Origin of the sequence: Aquimarina amphilecti, assembly GCF_900109375.1 — a bacterium.
In the GTDB taxonomy this organism is placed as follows: domain Bacteria; phylum Bacteroidota; class Bacteroidia; order Flavobacteriales; family Flavobacteriaceae; genus Aquimarina; species Aquimarina amphilecti.
Genome location: NZ_FOAB01000006.1, coordinates 291,993 through 309,712 on the forward strand (window position 1 = coordinate 291,993; position 17,720 = coordinate 309,712).

Annotated in this window: 14 protein-coding genes; 8 read left to right on the forward strand and 6 right to left on the reverse strand. The window is 32.8% G+C overall.

Annotated elements, in window-relative coordinates; translation table 11 throughout:
• Positions 1-58 precede the first annotated feature (58 nt).
• From dnaB to BMY33_RS17070, 6 genes are all read left to right on the forward strand, one after another.
• Positions 59-1,606, forward strand: coding sequence for a replicative DNA helicase (gene dnaB / locus BMY33_RS17045; protein WP_091410803.1), 1,548 nt, complete (start codon positions 59-61; stop codon positions 1,604-1,606).
• Complete coding sequence (locus tag BMY33_RS17050) at positions 1,584-2,870, forward strand: asparagine synthetase B (protein WP_425284230.1); 1,287 nt, start codon at positions 1,584-1,586, stop codon at positions 2,868-2,870. Before dnaB ends, BMY33_RS17050 begins: the two co-directional genes overlap by 23 nt.
• A 94-nt stretch (positions 2,871-2,964) precedes the next feature.
• Positions 2,965-3,954 (forward strand): DKNYY domain-containing protein, encoded by a 990-nt coding sequence (locus tag BMY33_RS17055; RefSeq protein WP_170837111.1) that lies wholly within the window; start codon positions 2,965-2,967, stop codon positions 3,952-3,954.
• 72 nt (positions 3,955-4,026) lie between these two features.
• Entirely contained in the window at positions 4,027-4,821 is a 795-nt protein-coding gene (locus tag BMY33_RS17060; RefSeq protein WP_091410808.1) for a DUF6503 family protein, read from the forward strand.
• 304 nt (positions 4,822-5,125) lie between these two features.
• Positions 5,126-6,247, forward strand: a complete 1,122-nt coding sequence (locus BMY33_RS17065; RefSeq protein ID WP_091410809.1) for a pyridoxal-phosphate-dependent aminotransferase family protein — start codon at positions 5,126-5,128, stop codon at positions 6,245-6,247.
• 120 nt (positions 6,248-6,367) lie between these two features.
• Entirely contained in the window at positions 6,368-6,685 is a 318-nt protein-coding gene (locus BMY33_RS17070) for a hypothetical protein (RefSeq protein ID WP_091410811.1), read from the forward strand.
• Between the two features lie 60 nt (positions 6,686-6,745).
• Here the strand turns inward: BMY33_RS17070 and BMY33_RS17075 are convergent, their stop codons facing one another.
• From BMY33_RS17075 to BMY33_RS17085, 3 genes are all read right to left on the reverse strand, one after another.
• Entirely contained in the window at positions 6,746-8,038 is a 1,293-nt protein-coding gene (locus tag BMY33_RS17075) for an amidohydrolase family protein (RefSeq protein WP_091410813.1), read from the reverse strand.
• A gap of 15 nt (positions 8,039-8,053) precedes the next feature.
• On the reverse strand, positions 8,054-11,041 hold the full coding sequence (locus tag BMY33_RS17080; protein ID WP_091410815.1) for an amidohydrolase family protein: 2,988 nt from the start codon (positions 11,039-11,041) through the stop codon (positions 8,054-8,056).
• A 119-nt stretch (positions 11,042-11,160) separates the two neighbouring features.
• Positions 11,161-12,225 (reverse strand): DUF3810 domain-containing protein, encoded by a 1,065-nt coding sequence (locus BMY33_RS17085; RefSeq protein ID WP_091410816.1) that lies wholly within the window; start codon positions 12,223-12,225, stop codon positions 11,161-11,163.
• A gap of 96 nt (positions 12,226-12,321) precedes the next feature.
• Here BMY33_RS17085 and BMY33_RS17090 point away from each other — a divergent pair, with 96 nt between their 5' ends.
• Positions 12,322-13,782, forward strand: coding sequence for an aminoacyl-histidine dipeptidase (locus BMY33_RS17090; protein WP_091410818.1), 1,461 nt, complete (start codon positions 12,322-12,324; stop codon positions 13,780-13,782).
• A 79-nt stretch (positions 13,783-13,861) separates the two neighbouring features.
• Here the strand turns inward: BMY33_RS17090 and BMY33_RS17095 are convergent, their stop codons facing one another.
• Genes BMY33_RS17095 through BMY33_RS17105 form a run of 3 tightly spaced genes read right to left on the reverse strand, consistent with a single transcriptional unit; the run spans position 13,862 to position 16,590 of the window.
• On the reverse strand, positions 13,862-15,010 hold the full coding sequence (locus tag BMY33_RS17095; protein WP_091410819.1) for a peptidylprolyl isomerase: 1,149 nt from the start codon (positions 15,008-15,010) through the stop codon (positions 13,862-13,864).
• 15 nt (positions 15,011-15,025) lie between these two features.
• On the reverse strand, positions 15,026-15,577 hold the full coding sequence (gene gldI, locus BMY33_RS17100) for a gliding motility-associated peptidyl-prolyl isomerase GldI (protein WP_091410821.1): 552 nt from the start codon (positions 15,575-15,577) through the stop codon (positions 15,026-15,028).
• Complete coding sequence (locus BMY33_RS17105) at positions 15,574-16,590, reverse strand: DHH family phosphoesterase (RefSeq protein ID WP_091410823.1); 1,017 nt, start codon at positions 16,588-16,590, stop codon at positions 15,574-15,576. Before BMY33_RS17105 ends, gldI begins: the two co-directional genes overlap by 4 nt.
• 80 nt (positions 16,591-16,670) lie before the next feature.
• On the opposite strand from BMY33_RS17105, the gene BMY33_RS17110 reads away from it, so the two are divergent.
• Complete coding sequence (locus tag BMY33_RS17110; protein WP_091410824.1) at positions 16,671-17,702, forward strand: alkaline phosphatase D family protein; 1,032 nt, start codon at positions 16,671-16,673, stop codon at positions 17,700-17,702.
• Positions 17,703-17,720: the final 18 nt, after the last annotated feature.

A 17,720-nucleotide genomic window follows, 5' to 3' on the forward strand; every position in this document is an offset into this window, starting at 1 on the left:
GACATTGATTACCTTTGTGTAAGGCCCAGCTCTTTACAATTTTTTTACATTCGTGGTTATGGAAAAAGTACAACAAGCTCAGCAATCTAATTATGGTCGGGGGAACGTAATATCGCTGGAAAAAGGAAAAATACCTCCTCAAGCAACTGATTTAGAGGAAGTTGTGCTAGGAGCAATGATGATTGATAAAAAAGGAGTTGATGAAATCATTGATATCCTCAATGCCGATGTATTCTATAAAGAGACTCATAAATATATTTTTGAAGCTATATTTAAACTCTTCGAAAATTCAGAACCAATAGACTTATTAACGGTTTCTAGTCAACTTAAGAAAGATGCAAAATTAGAATTGGCTGGTGGGGAATTCTATCTTATACAACTGACTCAAAAGGTAGCATCTTCGGCACATATAGAGTTTCATGCTCGTATAATTTTGCAGAAATATATACAGCGTAGTTTGATTAAAATATCTAATGAAATCATTGAAGAGTCTTATGATGAGACAACAGATGTCTTTGATCTTTTGGATATGGCAGAATCTAGGTTATATGAAGTTACTCAAGGAAATATTAAAAGATCTACTGAGACTGCACAAAATCTTGTAATTCAAGCTAAGAAAAAAATTCAAGAAATATCTAATAAAGAGGGGATGAGTGGAGTTCCTTCTGGTTTTGATAAATTAGATAAGTTAACTTCTGGTTGGCAGCCTAGTGATTTGATAATCGTAGCAGCACGTCCTGGTATGGGTAAAACTGCTTTAACATTATCTATGGCAAGAAATATGGCAGTTGGAGCCAATATTCCTGTTGCGTTTTTCTCGTTAGAGATGTCATCAGTACAGCTAATTACTCGTCTAATATCTTCAGAAACTGGTCTTTCTTCCGAGAAATTACGTACTGGTAAATTAGAAAAACATGAGTGGGAGCAACTTAACGTAAAAGTAAAAGACCTAGAGAAAGCACCTCTTTTTATTGATGATACTCCTTCTCTTTCTATTTTTGATTTACGAGCAAAAGCAAGACGTCTTTCTTCGCAGCACGGTATAAGAATGATTGTTATTGATTATTTACAGTTGATGACGGCAGGAGGTAGTGGTAAAAATGGAAATCGTGAACAAGAAATTTCTACAATTTCTCGTAACCTTAAGGCATTAGCAAAAGAATTGAATATTCCTGTTATTGCATTATCACAGTTATCGCGTGCGGTAGAAACTCGTGGAGGTAGTAAAAGGCCACTATTGAGTGACTTGAGGGAATCTGGAGCAATCGAGCAGGATGCGGATATAGTTGCGTTTATATTTAGACCTGAATATTATAAAATTGATGAATGGGATGATGAGGAAAGATCTCCTACTCAGGGACAAGGAGAGTTTATCGTAGCGAAACACCGTAATGGTGGTTTAGAAAATATTAGGTTAAAGTTTATTGGTCACTTAGGTAAATTTGATAACTTAGATGACTTTAGTACTCCATTTGAATTTCATTCTAAAATGAATGACGGCAAAGAAGAAGAAGATCCTTTTAGTACAAATCATCTTCCTAGTGCCGATGAAGCTTTTGGTAGTAGCATAAACGACTCTAATGATGATGACGATGTTCCTTTCTAAAATAAAGTGCAAATTTTTAATTTGTACATTACTGTTTTTATTTACTTTTCAATCGTATGCCTCTTATGTATTAATTCCGATGGATGCTGACGGTCAGCAAAATCATTTAAAAGCATATGGAATTACTTATTGGACACTTAGTAAAGATTTAAAGGTAAAATGGTTACTTAATTATAGAGGAGGATCGTTTTTGTTACCGGATACGGATGACATTAAAAAAGAATGTACCATTCGTGGCGTTTCTTATGAAGTCTTGAGTAATACAAAAACAGAAGAAATTTTAGAAGAAATAAGCAGTCCATCTAAAAATATGGAAGCTGTTATTTTAGAAAAAGCTCCTAAAATTGCTGTATACTCTCCCAAAGGGAACCAACCTTGGGATGATGCAGTAACCATGGTTTTAACTTTTGCCGAAATTCCGTATGAAACAATATACGATAAAGAAGTTTTAGAAGATAACCTTATTCTGTATGATTGGTTACACTTACATCACGAGGACTTTACAGGACAATACGGTAAGTTTTATGCATCTTATAGAGCAGCACCTTGGTATATTAAAGAAAAAGCTAATGCAGAAAAATTAGCTTTTGAGTTAGGATATGAAAAGGTTTCTCAAGAAAAATTAGGTGTAGCACTTAAGATTAGAGATTATGTAGTAGGAGGTGGCTTTATGTTTGCTATGTGCAGTGCCACAGATAGTTTCGAGATAGCTCTGGCATCAGAAGACGTAGATATATGTGAACCAATGTTTGATGGAGATCCGAGTGAACCTGGGTATCAATCTAAAATCGATTATAATAAAACCTTTGCTTTTAAAGATTTTACCTTAGAACGTAGTCCTAATGTTTATGAGTTTTCTTCCATCGATATGACTAGAAAACGACGCATTTCTAAAACAACAGATTACTTTACTTTAATGGATTTTTCGGCAAAATGGGATCCAATCCCTACGATGCTTTGTCAGAATCATACTGCCTTAGTTAAAGGATTTATGGGGCAAACAACTGCATATGATCCTAGTGAAATTAAATCGAATGTATTAGTTCTTGGAGAAAATCGAACTAATAACGAAGCTAGATATATTCATGGAATTAAAGGGAAAGGTTTTTTTACGTTCTATGGAGGTCACGATCCAGAGGACTATCAGCATAGAGTAGGGGATCCTAAGACGGAATTAGAATTACACCCTAACTCTCCTGGATATCGTTTAATTCTTAATAATGTTCTCTTTCCAGCTGCTAAGAAAAAGAAGCAGAAAACCTAATTATTTTCTTTTTGCAATTATTAAATCACTGTTTATAGGGTGATTGGAGTATAAGACATTTTGTAGTTTTGATCTTATGGTAAAAAAGATAATAATGATAGTTGCTATTTTATTTGTATCAATTGGTGCTTTATGTATTTATGGAGTATATCGATTTTTTAATCCTTTCGGAAAAGTAATAAATGAAGAATTATCAGATTCTTATTATTACAGTAGAGATGATAAGGGTGTCGTATATAGCCCTATGGGAAATTGGTTTTCACTAGGTAAGAATGAAATGGAAGTGGATTTACCTACTTTTCAGGTTCTAGGAAGAGATTATGCTAAGGATGCTAATCATGCTTATTTTAAATCTAGAATAATAAATACTCCTGTAGATGTTGCTTCATTCGATGTGAAGTCTGGTTTTATGCCATTAGATAAAAATCATGTTTATATATTGATAGATGATCTTTATTATTTAGATGATTCAGAGGCAGAAGGTTTTAAAATTCTCGAAGATGCAGATGCTAAGACATATGAACAGCTTAGTTATGATTTTGCAAGGGATAAAAACTTTATCTATCGCAATAATGAAAAATGCATAGAAGTAGATCATGGGTCTTTTGACATTGTTAATGATCAGTTTTGTAGGGATATTCAAGGAGTTTATCACTATCAATATGGTGAACCTTTATTAAAAATTGATGATGCCAATATTTCAGAAATAGTTTCGCTCACAAGTTCTCATATAAGAGATGATAAGAATGTTTATTTCTATCTTACGTATCGAGGCGCTGATTATATACAAGAATTGGTAAAGCTTCCTTTTAAAAATAGAAATGAAATTGCTTTTTTTGAAGATGCTTCTCTTTTAAAAATAGATGATCAGATTTTTTATCAAGGCTTAATAATCGAAGAAGTTGATGCAGCAACATTTAGTGAACTTGATTATGGGTATGCAAAAGATATAAATTATGTTTTTTTTCATGGTGAAATTGTAGAAGGAGCAGATGTGAATACTTTTAAGTATAATACTAGTAACTATACTTTTTCTGATAAAAACTACATATATGAAGTTGGAAAAAAAGTAAAGAAGAAGTAATTCATTATAAATTGTAAGGTTATAAATACATTACGACTATTGTAAAGTTAAACTATAACCTAACATTCAAAAATGAAAAAAATAATATTGTCCACTTTAGTTTTAAGTGTTTTGTTTTCTTGTAAAGAAACTCCCAAAACAGAAAAAGAAGTTATTGTAGAAGAAAAAGAGGAAGTTGCTATCGTTGATCGTTCTAAAGATTTTCCGACTGATATAGCTTCCGTTTTTAAGGCTCATGGAGGGATTCAATCTTTTGATGAAAAGAATTCTCTAGTTTTTGAGCTAGCTAATCCAGAAGGTAATGAGAAGCATACTACAGATCTTAAGACTAGACATGCTCGTATAGAAACGGATAAATTTCAATTAGGGTTTGATGGGAAAGAAGCTTGGATTGAACAAGATTCTACTTATTTTAAAGGAAACCCGAGGTTTTATCATAATCTAATGTTCTATTTTTATGCAATGCCTTTTGTATTAGGAGATGATGGTATTTCTTATGATAAAGTAGAAGATCTTAAAGTGGGAGAAACGTCGTATCCTGGTTATAAAATATCTTATGGAGAGGCGATTGGTGATTCACCGAAAGATAATTATTTTGTATACTATGATAATGAGTCATATAGAATGAAATATTTAGGATATACTGTAACGTATTTTAGTAAAGAAAGTAGTGAGAAAATTAGTCTTATCGAATATTCTGATTGGAATGACGTGGATGGGTTATTATTGCCAAAAACGTTAAAATGGAGAGAGTATCAAGATGGGGTTGTAGGCGAAGTTAAAAGCGAAAGAAATTTTGTAAATGCGTCAGCAAGTTCAGAAAAAATGGATTTTACTATATTTAGTAAACCAAAAGAAGCAGAATAGATCTTAGAAACTTATAAGGTTTAAAAAACTTAAAAGAGCTCTATTAGTTACAAACTAATAGAGCTCTTTGTTTTTTTAGAAAATCGAAAACTTTTTTTGATAAAAATAGAGGTGCAATTTTATGAAATCGATAATATCCTATAATATATTTAATTCTTTATTACGAAATAATCATTGATAATGTCCTTTTTAGGAATAATACTGTAAAGTCAATTCAGATACATTTTTAGAATTAATTAATTTTATATCCTTTATCTAATTCTATTTACGAAAACGATATAGTAACACACGCAAAACTAATTTTATGTATAAAGAACTTACAACAAGTAATAGGATTTTGATGGGACCAGGACCATCAGATGCACATCCAAGAGTACTTAAAGCAATGTCTACACCATTAATAGGTCATTTAGATCCTGAATTTGTAACTATTATGGATGAGGTCAAAACGATGGTACAAAATACTTTTATGACTAAAAATAATATGACTTTTGTTGTTTCTGCTCCTGGTAGTGCGGGTATGGAAACTTGTTTGGTAAATTTGTTAGAACCAGGCGATGAGGTTATTATTTGTGTAAATGGAGTTTTTGGCGGTAGAATGGCCGATATTGCCGAAAGATGTGGAGCCAAAGTACATAAAGTTGAAGTAGCTTGGGGAACTGTGGTCTCTCCAGAAGATGTAAAAAAAGCGTTGGATATATGTAAAAAACCAAAACTAGTAGCACTAGTACACGCAGAAACCTCTACTGGTGCTTTGCAACCGATAAAAGAGATTAGTGATTTAGTTCATAATGCTGGCGGATTATTAATGGTAGATGCAGTAACATCATATTGCGGTATAGAGTTAAAAGTAGATGATTGGAATATAGATGCTATCTATACAGGTACACAGAAAAATTTAAGTGCTCCACCAGGATTATCACCAGTGAGTTTTTCTGATAATGCTCTAAAAGCATTAGAGAATAGAAAAACAAAAGTGCAAAGTTGGTTTTTAGATTTAAGTTTGGTTAAAAACTACTGGGGTGGTGCCAAACGGGCATATCATCATACTGCACCAGTTTCTTCGGTATATGCTTTAAGAGAATCTTTGAGAATAGTATTAGAAGAAGGTTTAGAAAACAGATGGAAAAGACATAAAGAAGTACATGAGGTTTTAAAAACAAAACTAGAATCCTTAGGGTTTAGGTATTTGGTTGAAAAGCAATATAGATTACCTAATCTAAATGCAGTTTTTCTACCAGAAGGAAATGATGAAGCATTACTAAGAAAAAAATTACTAAACGATTATAATATCGAAGTAGGAGGAGGATTAGGTGATTTTGCAGGGAAAATATGGAGAGTAGGTATTATGGGGGAGAGTTGTACTCTCAATCATGTAAATATGTTGGTTAGTGCTTTACACGATATGAAAGAATTTAGAAATTAGTTTACTTGGATATAAGGTGTTGAATTTCACTGAAAACAGGGTGTGATTAGAAGTTATTTTTTTTGATTTTTGTGTAAACAAAATAGTTTACAAGTTTTTAATCTCTTAATACCTTATTCAATGAGTTCTATCAGTAATGACCAAATGGTCGTAGAAATCTTAAACTTTTTTTATCCTAAAAATTCAATCTCAGAACATGATGTAACTGAGCAATTGGGTGATTTGGCAGCAGAAATGTACGCAGAAGCGTTAGAGGCGTCAGCATCGATGCATTTAGTTCCTAGACCTACATATACACCATCACTTTCTTGGCTAGTAAAAGAAGGTGTGAAAACATTTTGGAGATCAAGAGGAGAAGACGAAATATATGAATCCGTAAGAGTTACGGTAGCGCTTAAATATAAAAGCAAACATCAAATGTCCAAGCTTGGAATTTAAAATAAAAAAGAGGCGCTTATTTTAGCGCCTCTTTTTTATTTTAATGAATAAACGTTTTATTTATTTTCCATATTTACCACTATAGCGTTTCCATAATTTAGTTTGATGACTTTCTAAACTTATATCTCGTCCTTGTATAAATGCTTTTTCTAATTGATTAGTTCGCATATCTAATGCATCACCAATACTTATAAAAAGAGTAGCATCTTTTCCCACTTCTAAAGTTCCAACGATATCATCAATACCTAGTATCTTGGCACTATTACCAGTTATTAATTGAACTGCTTTTTCTTTGTCTAAACCGTGTGCTGCCACAGTTCCTGCCTGAAAAGGTAGATTACGAGCGTTTGCTCGCTCCATTTGGCCAGTATTTTGCAAACCGACTAATACACCTGCATCCATTAATAACCTTGCATTTTTATATGGTAAGTCATAATCATCATCTTCATAATTTGGTGTAGAATGCGTTCTGGTTAATAGTACAGGAATGTTTTGTTGTTTTAATTGTGAAACCGCTTTATATGCTTCATCCGCTTCTACTAAAACTACCTTTTTTAATCCTTGTTTTTTTGCAAAACTCAACACATCTAAAATGGCTTTTTCAGCACTAACATGAATAAATAGGGTTTGTGAACCATTAAAAATATTTTTCATGGAAAGATGAGGTAAGTTTTCTTTACTCACATCAGATTTTATAGTTGCTTTTGCCTGATTCATATAATCAGTAAGTGCCGTTACTTGTTCTTGATATTTTTTATTTGGCTTAAAACCAGGGTCTTCACCTAACCACCATCTTCCTCTGGTAAAAGGACTAGGCCAATTCATATGAATCCCATCATCCGTCTTAATTGCTGCATCTTCCCAATTCCAGGCATCTAATTGCACTATGGTAGAAGTCCCAGAAATCCATCCGCCACGAGGTGTTGTTTGTGCAATTAAAACACCGTTAGGTCTCATGCTTTCTACGATCTTACTTTCGGCATTATAAGCAATGATACTTCTAATATGTGGATTAAAACCACCGATCTCACTATCATCATCAGTAGCCCGTACAGCACCAATTTCTACAAGTCCTAAAGTAGAATTAGGAGCAATAAACCCTGGATAAACATGTTTTCCGGATGCGTCTATTACCTCTCCTTTACTAGGGATACTTCCATTAATGCCAACATTAGTGATTTTTCCGTTTTCGAAAATTATAATACTATTATTGATTACTTCGCCATTACCTATGTGTGCGATAGCACCTGTAATAGAGATCGCTTTAGTCTGTGATTTAGCAGGAGTCTGTTGTGCCGTTACATTTCCGAATGTAACAATTAGCAACAGAATTATATATGATATACTTTTCATTTTTTCAATTGGTGTTTAGTGGATGTGTTCTACGGTATCGCAGTGAAAATGTTGTTTTTCCTTTTTCTTTGGGGGCTGCGTTTTTAAGCCACTGTTTTTAGCCTTCAGAAGCATTGTAGACAATTGATTTCGCTCTTCAGCGATAGCTTTCCTGTTGGTTTTGTCTTTTTCCAGATCAAAATATACAGCTCCTTCTATTATTGTTTTTTCAGCTTTCGCATAAATAGAAAGCGGGTGATCTGTCCATAATACCAGATCTGCATCTTTGCCTATTTTGATACTTCCTACACGATCATCAATATGTAGCATTTTTGCTGGATTAAGTGTCACAAACTTCCAAGCTTCTTCTTCACTAATACCTCCATATTTTACTGATTTAGCAGCTTCTTGGTTTAATCTTCGTGACATTTCGCCGTCATCACTATTAATTGCAACAAGAACACCTTCATTATGCATAATAGTCGCATTGTAAGGAATTGCATCATTTACTTCATATTTATAAGCCCACCAATCCGAAAATGTAGATCCTGCAACTCCATGCGCAGCCATTTTATCTGCTACTTTATAACCTTCTAGAATATGGGTAAACGTGTTGATTCTAAAGTTGAATTTTTCAGCCACTTTCATTAACATATTAATTTCACTTTGTACATATGAATGACAGCTAATAAAACGTTTTCCGTTTAAAATTTCTACTAAGGTCTCCATTTCGATATCCTTTCTATATGGTTTTCCGCTATTTTTTTGTTGCTCATATCTTTTGGCACGTGTGAAATAGTCAATATATAGTTGTTCTACCCCCATACGAGTTTGCGGAAAACGTATTCTTTCGGCATCTCCCCAATTACTTTGTTTTACATTTTCTCCTAAAGCGAATTTGATAAACTTAGGTGAATTATCGTAAATAAGGTTCTCTGCACTTTCTCCCCATTTTAGTTTTAAGATTGCTGATCTACCACCAATAGGGTTAGCAGATCCGTGTAATATTTGGATAGAAGTTACTCCACCTGCTAGATTTCTATACATATTGATATCATCAGGAGAGACAACATCTTCTATAGTTACTTCTGCGGTAGAATTATGTCCTGCTTCATTAATTGCTGCTGCAGCAATATGAGAGTGTTCATCAATGATACCACTAGTTATATGCTTTCCTGTAGCATCAACAACGTTGGCATTCCCAGCATTGAGATTTTTTCCGATTCCAGCAATTTTTCCATTTTTAATTAATACATCTGTATCTTTTAGAATCCCATCAGATTCGTTAGTCCAAACTGTTGCATTTTTAAATAGTATGTTTTCGGATTTTGGAAGTGACCTATTACCATAAGCAATATTTGGATAGGTTACAGGAAGTACTTTAGGTACTTCTTTTTTATCCTTAGATTTCTTTTTAGCATCTTTGGTTCCTTCTTTTGGTTTTTGTTTAGCAGTAAAAGTAGTCTCTGATCCATTTGGAAGAATTGCTTTACCACTCCAAAATTTCGGATTTTTATTGATGGCTGTGACTAGCCTAGTAAATTGAGTTTTTGTGGTATCTGCATCGGTAAAAGTGAGAGATACCCAATCATTAGTATAACTAATTTTACTTCCTAATTTAGTTTCTCCCAGTTTTATTTCTGCTTTTGGTTTAGCCGGTTTGCCAGATATAGATAGATCATATGTTTTTCCTGCAAGAGTCAATTCATATTTACCATTAATATCTGTAGTATTCATGTCATTAATAATATTCTTATGCCCTTGTACCCAGTTTTCATATATAATATTATCCTTAGAGAATAATTCTTGACTGGTAATTAAGAAATTGGCATAAGCTCCTTTTTTAATAGTTCCTAATACATCACTTTTACCCAAGATTTGAGCAGGAACTGTAGTCAACGCTTCTAATGCAGTTTTTTTGTCTAATCCGTGCTTGATTGCTTTTTCGATTCTTGCATTGAGATCAGCAATCTTTTTTAGTTTGTGTGTAGTTAGTGAAAATTGAACTCCATTTTTAGCCAAAATAGATGGATTTGTCGGTGCTTGGTTCCAGTGACGCATATCACCTAAGCTTACTAGATTAGCCATATAGGGATCAGATACGTCATAAGCTTCTGGAAAATCAAGCGGAATTATATATTTGGCATTGGTAGCTTTTACTTTATTGATTCTAGCATATTCGTCACCACCACCAACGATGATGTATTGAATATTAAATTCGTCACCTACTTTATCGGCTCTAAAACCATTAATTCTACTTCCTGCTTCAAAAATTTGAGGTAAGTTTTTGTTTTTATTCAAAGCTTCTATGGATAGATCTTTATAATCTGTATTATTAGTGGTGTACCATTTAGCATCTAAATATACTTGTCTTAGCAGTGCCATCGAACCCATTAGTGATGTAGGGTACATTTGTTTGCTTTTATTACTTTTAGAAAAAGAAAGTAATTGTGATGATGCATCACTTAATAAACGATCACCTTTGGTACCATCATTATTAAGAGCGACTAATAAACCGGTTCCTCTCATAATTCCATCAGGCATATGAGTATTTAATGTTCCAAATCCAGCTTTGATAAATTCATCAGCCTTTTTCTTGTCATAAGTAAAATCATCTAATGAATTTGTTTCTGGACGGATATGGTCATTCCAATAATATCCTTCTCTAGAAGCATCATATTGAGGATTGCTTCTAAAAGAACCTCCTTGTCTTTTAGGTTTTTTAATTCCGAAGCTAGTAAAAGGATCAATAAAGGAAGCGTATACATGTTTTCCTTGTAGATCAATTACAATACTATTTTTAGGAATAGAGAGTGCAGTACCTACTTGTTTGATTTTTCCTTTTTGAATAATTAATGTACCATTCTTAATTTCAGTTTCCGGAGATGTGTGAATAATCGCATTAGTGAAAACTGTATAATTAGAATTTGACGTCTTTACGCCATCATTTTTTGGGAAATATTCTTGAGCATAAAAATTAAATCCCATAAATATCACAGAGAGTGATAAAAATAGTTTTTTCATAAGAGTTAGTGTAAAAAATGAATTGGTTTTAAAGATAACTTTTGATACAGAAAGACCTTACAAATTAGTAATTTTTTAACAACCGATAGCCGAATTAAAATAAGATAATCATAAATAGATTAGAGCTTATCTTTATAATAATTTACTAATAAAGCTACAACATAACTATAGGTTTCCATTCCTTTTGGTTGGTTGTTAGCTTTGAGATATGTGTCATAAGTACTTTTAAAAAGGGGTTCTAAAGGATTTTGATAACTCATCCAAAATTCATTTACCTCCTGATAATTTTTTCGTATTCCGGGTCTTAATTTTTCTATTAAGCAAAATGCTTTTTGTTCATCTCTAAGGTATAGATCATTAAGACAAAACTTAAGTGCAAAAGTGGTTCCGCTGTAGTTAAAATACGGATCATTATAATTCATAGTAGTTAAAGCCGCCATGAAATTAGCTTCATTTTCTTTTGCAAAGCCTAATTGGTGTGCTTCCTCGTGACAACTGGTAGTTGGTGTTTTGTAGTTTACAATTAGCCCGTTAACTTGCGCTTCATTTGTTATGGGATTCAGGTATCCACTAAAGCCCATATACGTTAAAGGAATACTTAATAAAGATTTTTTTATACTTTTTGGGTAATAGTTAATAGCAGGAAAAACTTGATTAAGTGTTTGATAAGCGGGAACTGTTTTTTTGAATATTTCTTCTTTGCTATAAGGAACTACTATAGCTAATGAATCGTTTGTTTCTAAAGTGGAATGTATAATATTTGCACGCTCAATAAGTTTCTCTGAAACTAGTAAAAGTTCTTCTTCGCTATATTGGTCTTCTATACCTAATATTTCATGCATTGGCAATCTATAATAATTCATTCCCCATAATAGATGGAAAGCAGCATAAACTATAGATAAAGTAGCCCCGATATCTAACAATACTGTTTTCCATTGTATGTTTTTTCTAAATACTTTTTTAAATAAAAAACGAATCAAAAGAATAATCAAAATGCTATAACCTATATCGCCGAAAGAAAAAGGAATCCAACCGAACGCATATCGTAATGCTTTGGACGTGTATATAAAAACTCCATTACTATAAAAACGATCTATAAATTCCGGAAAGAAAGAAAGAATTTTGATAATTATAAACTGCACCGGTAGAAGGAGCGTAAGGTATAATTTTGTTTTAGAGTGCATATAACGAAATATATCAGATTGTAAATCTACAACATTTAATATATGATTTGAATTAAGATTATCATAATGTACATTTGTCAAAAACACGATACACACATGAATTCAGAAATAAGAAATCTGGAGCCTAAAGAACTCTGGAATAAATTTGCAGATTTAAACGCCGTACCAAGACCTTCTAAAAAGGAAGAACGAGTAATTGCGTTTATGAAAAATTTTGGTGCATCTCTAGGATTACCTGTAGAAGTAGATGAAGTTGGGAATGTTTTAATTAGAAAGCCTGCTACATCAGGAATGGAGAATCGAAAAACTGTAGTGATGCAATCTCATTTAGATATGGTGCATCAAAAAAATGCTGATACAGTTTTTGATTTTGATACACAGGGAATTGAAATGCATATAGATGGTGATTGGGTGCGTGCTAAAGGAACTACTTTAGGAGCAGATAATGGATTAGGTGTGGCTACTATTATGGCTATTTTAGAATCTAATGAGTTATCACATCCAGCTATAGAAGCTTTGTTTACAATCGACGAAGAAACCGGGATGACTGGAGCAATGGGGTTAAAACCTAATTGGTTGAAAGGAGATATCTTATTAAATTTAGATACTGAGGAGGATGATGAAATAGGAGTTGGGTGCGCAGGAGGAGTAGATGTTACAGCAGAAAGAACTTATAAAGAAGAGGAGGTTTCTGAAGGAAAAACAGCATATGAAGTTTCTGTAACTGGTCTTAATGGAGGGCATTCTGGAATGGATATTCATAAAGGGTTAGGGAATGCTAATAAAATTATGAATAGATTGTTATTTGATGGTTTTGAGGATTTTGGGCTTAGAATTCATCAAATCAAAGGAGGGAGTTTACGAAATGCAATTCCTAGAGAAAGTTTTGCAACGATAGTGGTTGATACGATACAAGCTGAAGCTTTTGAATTTGAGACTTCTGAATTAATAACTACAATAAAGAAAGAACTTTCTTTGGTTGATCCAAGCTTATCAATAGAATTGAAACAAGTTGATTTACCTAGTAATGTAATGGAATTAGGTGTTCAAGAAGGTGTTTTAAAATCTTTATATGCAGCTCATAATGGTGTGTATGTTATGAGTCTATCTATTTCTGACTTAGTAGAAACGTCCAATAATATTGCAAAAGTGACTATTGGTAATGGCGATATTAAGATTGAGTGTTTAACCAGAAGCAGTGTGGATTCTACTAAATTAGATTTGGTAAATAAGTTACGAGCAACTTTTGAGTTAATTGGATGCGAGGTTACAACAGATGGAGATTATCCAGGTTGGGCGCCAAATATGAATTCTGCTATACTGAAAGTATTGGACGAATTGTATCAAAAAATAAATGGCGAAAAGGCACATATTGCTGCTTGTCATGCTGGTTTGGAATGTGGTATTCTAGGTCAGAATTATCCAGATATGGATATGATATCTTTTGGTCCTACTATTTTGGGAGCACATTCTCCAGATGAAAGAGCTAGTATTTCTTCTGCTCAAAAGTATTGGGGTTTTGTGAAAGAAATATTAGAAAATATTCCGAGTAAATAATTTTTTAATTTAGATCAAAAGAAAAAGGCATCTCAAATTTTATTTGAGATGCCTTTTTTATCCTATTTAATTGGGAAGGTTATTGTTTTCCTACTATCCCAACTAATTCTAGTTCGAAAACCATTTCTGTATTCGGAGGAATCGGAGCTCTACCTCTTTCTCCATATCCTAAATGTGGAGGAACAAATATAATTGCTTTATCTCCTACCTTCATTTGTTGAACACCTTCTTTAAAACCAGGGATCATTTTAGCCTCTGGAGAATAAGGAATTTCTAGAGGAACATATCCTTTTGGGTGGTCTGCACGACGCTGATCAAAAAGTCCCATTTCTCTTGCTTTTTCTACAAGATTGGTGTCAAACATTTTTCCATCAGTGAAGGATCCTTGGTAGTTTACTTGTACCATATCACTTTGCTTAGGCTGTTCACCATTTCCTTGTTCTAAAAATAGTATTTCCAAACCACTTTCTAGCTTAGTCGCCTTTTTTCTTAATTCAGCGAACTCAGCAGCAATTGCAGGGAATTTTTTAGCTATTTCCGCTTGTCTCTCTTTTTCAATACGTTCTTCTTCTAATTTTTCTTCTTCTAGCGCTTTTAGTTTGTCTTCAAAAGCTGCTTTAGAATCAAATGCTTTAGCATCTTTTCCTTTACGAATGATATTAACTTGTTCCATTCTTATTTCAGAAACAGGTTTGTCTCCAGGTTTAGTTTCAGTTACACCAATACTGTCTATAATATCTTGACCAGAAACGATTTCTCCAAAAACAGTATGTTTACCATCTAACCAAGGAGTTTCTTTTAGTGTAATAAAAAATTGACTTCCGTTGGTAGCTGGACCAGAGTTAGCCATAGATAAAATACCTTTAGACTTGTGTGTTAATGAATCTACGATTTCATCCGGAAATTTGTAACCAGGATCACCAGTTCCTGTACCAAGAGGATCACCAGTTTGAATCATAAAATCTTTGATTACTCTATGGAAGATAATACCGTTATAATATTTTTTACCTTTATATAGACTATCTACCATAGTGTTTGTTCCTTCTGCTAGAGAAACAAAATTTGCCACTGTCATTGGAGTTTCTTTGTAATGTAATTCAGCTATAGCAGTTCCCTTGTTGGTAATGATCTCAGCATAGATTCCATCTCCAAGTTCTGGGTATTTTTCCTCACAATTAGTAAATGTAAGAGTAATAAGTGCTAAAAATAAAAGACTTAATTTTTTCATTTTTTTAGTTAAGATTTAATTTTCTTTTGTTGATTGTTTTGTGATTTTATTGAGTTTTACTCTAGATATTAACGGAATATTTGTGCCAATCTTATGATTGTCCCCATAATATCCGTAAGCTTGATAGGAAGGGAATAGAAAAGTTACTATTTCTCCTTCTTTCATTATTTTTAATCCTTCTCTTAAACCAAAAAAAAGATCTTCTTGGTCAATAGCATAGTTTACAGTATCTAACTCTTTTTCGCTATATATGATGTCTCCGTTAAGATCTTTGATATCATAATTAAAATTAACGATATCTCCGAATTTGGCTTTGGTGGTTGCTAAGGTGTCTTTTTTCTCATAATAATACCAGAATCCACCATCAGAGGTGATGTAGTTATTAGAAGAATCTTGTTGTATTATTTTTTGAATTCTTGCTTCTTCTCTTGCACTAAGTTCTTTATTTCGATTTATCGATTCATCGATAAATGATCCTGAAGAAATACTTACTGGTCTTCTGGCTTCAGGAGCTTTACAAGAGAAAAATAACGTTAGGAAACCTATGGATAGGAGAAAATATCTCATGAATTCAGGGCATTTTTATAGGATGGTAAGATACTAATAAATTTTTCAACGGTTTCGCTTAGAGAAAGATTACTTTTTCCTCCAGCAGCATTATGATGACCTCCTCCTTCAAAATGATTTCGGGAAAATTCATTAACGGAAAATTCACCTTTGGAACGTAAAGATATTTTTATGATATTTTCACCTCTGTTTTCTATGAAAATCAGTGCAAAAAGAATTCCTTCTACCGATAATCCCATATTTACAAAACCTTCGGTATCACCTTTTTTGAAATTATGATCGTCCAATTCTTTCTGAGATAAAGTAATATAAGCAGTTTTGTATTCTGGTAACACTCTTAAGTTTTTAAGTGCTACGCCTTGTAATTGTAATCTAGAATAAGTGTTATTATCATATATGTCTTCATGAATAGCAGTATTATTAGCTCCACGATCAATAAGATCCGCAATTACCTTGTGTGTAGTGCTTGTTGTGGATCTAAATCTAAAGGAACCTGTATCTGTCATAATACCTACATAGATGCAAGTAGCTACGTCAGCTGTAATTTTGTCTAAATCATCTAGTTTTTCAATAAAATGATAAATCATTTGACATGTAGAACTCATACCAACATCACTATATGTATAGGTAGCGTAATCATCAGGTTGTTGGTGATGATCAATCATAATAAAAGTAGTGTTTGTATGTTCTAAAACACTTTCCATATTTCCAGTTCTGGAAAAATGATTAAAATCTAGGGTAAAAATAATATCCGCTCCTCTAATTTTTTTAACTGCTAATTCAGTATCACTATCGTACTTTACGATAGAAGATTCGCCAGGAATCCATTTTAGAAAACTAGGATAATCATTTGGTGTTATTACTGTAGATTCATGTCCTAAACCCGATAAATAATGATGTAATGCTAGGGTAGATCCAATTGCATCACCATCTGGATTTTTATGAGGTATAATTACTATGTTTTTAGGAGCGCTTAAAAGCGCTTTTATTTCTTTAAACTCACTTGTATTCATAGGTCAGCGAAGATACTATTAATTAATAATATGGTAATACTGGAATGATTACTTTTACCAAGATCTAATCTTTTTGAAAAATGAAACTCCAAATATATTTAGTCTTTTTTTTACTTTTTATTATTAAATATGTTTCTGCTCAAGAAACTCAGGAAAAAGAAACTGTAGATTTTGTAATTGCTTTTGGAAGTTGTAATAAGCAAAATAGTCCGCAACCATTCTGGGAAGAAATTCTAAAGAATAAACCGAATGTTTTTATTTGGGGAGGAGATAATATTTACGGAGATTCTGATGATATGTCCAAAATTGCAGATGATTATAAAATTCAGAATAGTAATTTTGGATATCAAAAATTAAAGAGTAAGATTCCCATAATGGCTACCTGGGATGATCATGATTATGGGAAAAACGATGTTGGTGTAGAGTGGCATAAGAAAAAAGAAAGCCAACAGTTGTTTCTCGATTTTATAGGAGTTGCTAAAGATGATAAAAGAAGAATTAGAGATGGAATATATACTTCTCAACTTTTTGAAACACCTAAAGGAACTATAAAAGTAATTATATTAGATACTAGATATTTTAGAGGAATTCTTCGTAAAGATATAACTGGAAAAAAGCGTTACCTACCTCATGAAAATAACAACGAGACAATATTAGGAGAAAAGCAATGGGTTTGGTTAGAGAAAGAACTAAAATCAAGTAATGCAGATTTTCATATATTAGTGAGTAGTATTCAATTTTTATCAGGAGAACACGGTTGGGAAAGTTGGGCTAATTTTCCTGATGAGGTATTGAAATTACAAGAATTAATATCAGAAACAGAGGTCAAGAATTGTTTGATTCTAAGTGGTGATCGTCATATTTCGGAATTTTCAAAGAAAGATATACCAATGATTTCTTATCCTTTAGTAGATTTTACCTCTAGTGGATTAACACATGCATATACTAAATATAGCGGAGAACCTAATCGATATAGAACTGGAAAAGTAATTGCTATTCCGAGTTTTGGTGTTTTAAGATTTGATTTTGATAGGCAATTAGTAACCATGCAGATGCGAGGAACTAATAATGCAGTACTACAAGAAATAAAACAAGAGTATTTAAAAAAATAGAATAATTAAATCTGATTT

Coding starts and splice junctions, on each gene's coding strand:
- dnaB (WP_091410803.1), top strand. CDS start 59: ATGGAAAAAGTACAACAAGCTCAGCAATCTAATTATGGTCGGGGGAAC.
- BMY33_RS17050 (WP_425284230.1), top strand. CDS start 1,584: ATGATGACGATGTTCCTTTCTAAAATAAAGTGCAAATTTTTAATTTGT.
- BMY33_RS17055 (WP_170837111.1), top strand. CDS start 2,965: ATGATAGTTGCTATTTTATTTGTATCAATTGGTGCTTTATGTATTTAT.
- BMY33_RS17060 (WP_091410808.1), top strand. CDS start 4,027: ATGAAAAAAATAATATTGTCCACTTTAGTTTTAAGTGTTTTGTTTTCT.
- BMY33_RS17065 (WP_091410809.1), top strand. CDS start 5,126: ATGTATAAAGAACTTACAACAAGTAATAGGATTTTGATGGGACCAGGA.
- BMY33_RS17070 (WP_091410811.1), top strand. CDS start 6,368: ATGAGTTCTATCAGTAATGACCAAATGGTCGTAGAAATCTTAAACTTT.
- BMY33_RS17075 (WP_091410813.1), bottom strand. CDS start 8,038: ATGAAAAGTATATCATATATAATTCTGTTGCTAATTGTTACATTCGGA.
- BMY33_RS17080 (WP_091410815.1), bottom strand. CDS start 11,041: ATGAAAAAACTATTTTTATCACTCTCTGTGATATTTATGGGATTTAAT.
- BMY33_RS17085 (WP_091410816.1), bottom strand. CDS start 12,225: ATGCACTCTAAAACAAAATTATACCTTACGCTCCTTCTACCGGTGCAG.
- BMY33_RS17090 (WP_091410818.1), top strand. CDS start 12,322: ATGAATTCAGAAATAAGAAATCTGGAGCCTAAAGAACTCTGGAATAAA.
- BMY33_RS17095 (WP_091410819.1), bottom strand. CDS start 15,010: ATGAAAAAATTAAGTCTTTTATTTTTAGCACTTATTACTCTTACATTT.
- gldI (WP_091410821.1), bottom strand. CDS start 15,577: ATGAGATATTTTCTCCTATCCATAGGTTTCCTAACGTTATTTTTCTCT.
- BMY33_RS17105 (WP_091410823.1), bottom strand. CDS start 16,590: ATGAATACAAGTGAGTTTAAAGAAATAAAAGCGCTTTTAAGCGCTCCT.
- BMY33_RS17110 (WP_091410824.1), top strand. CDS start 16,671: ATGAAACTCCAAATATATTTAGTCTTTTTTTTACTTTTTATTATTAAA.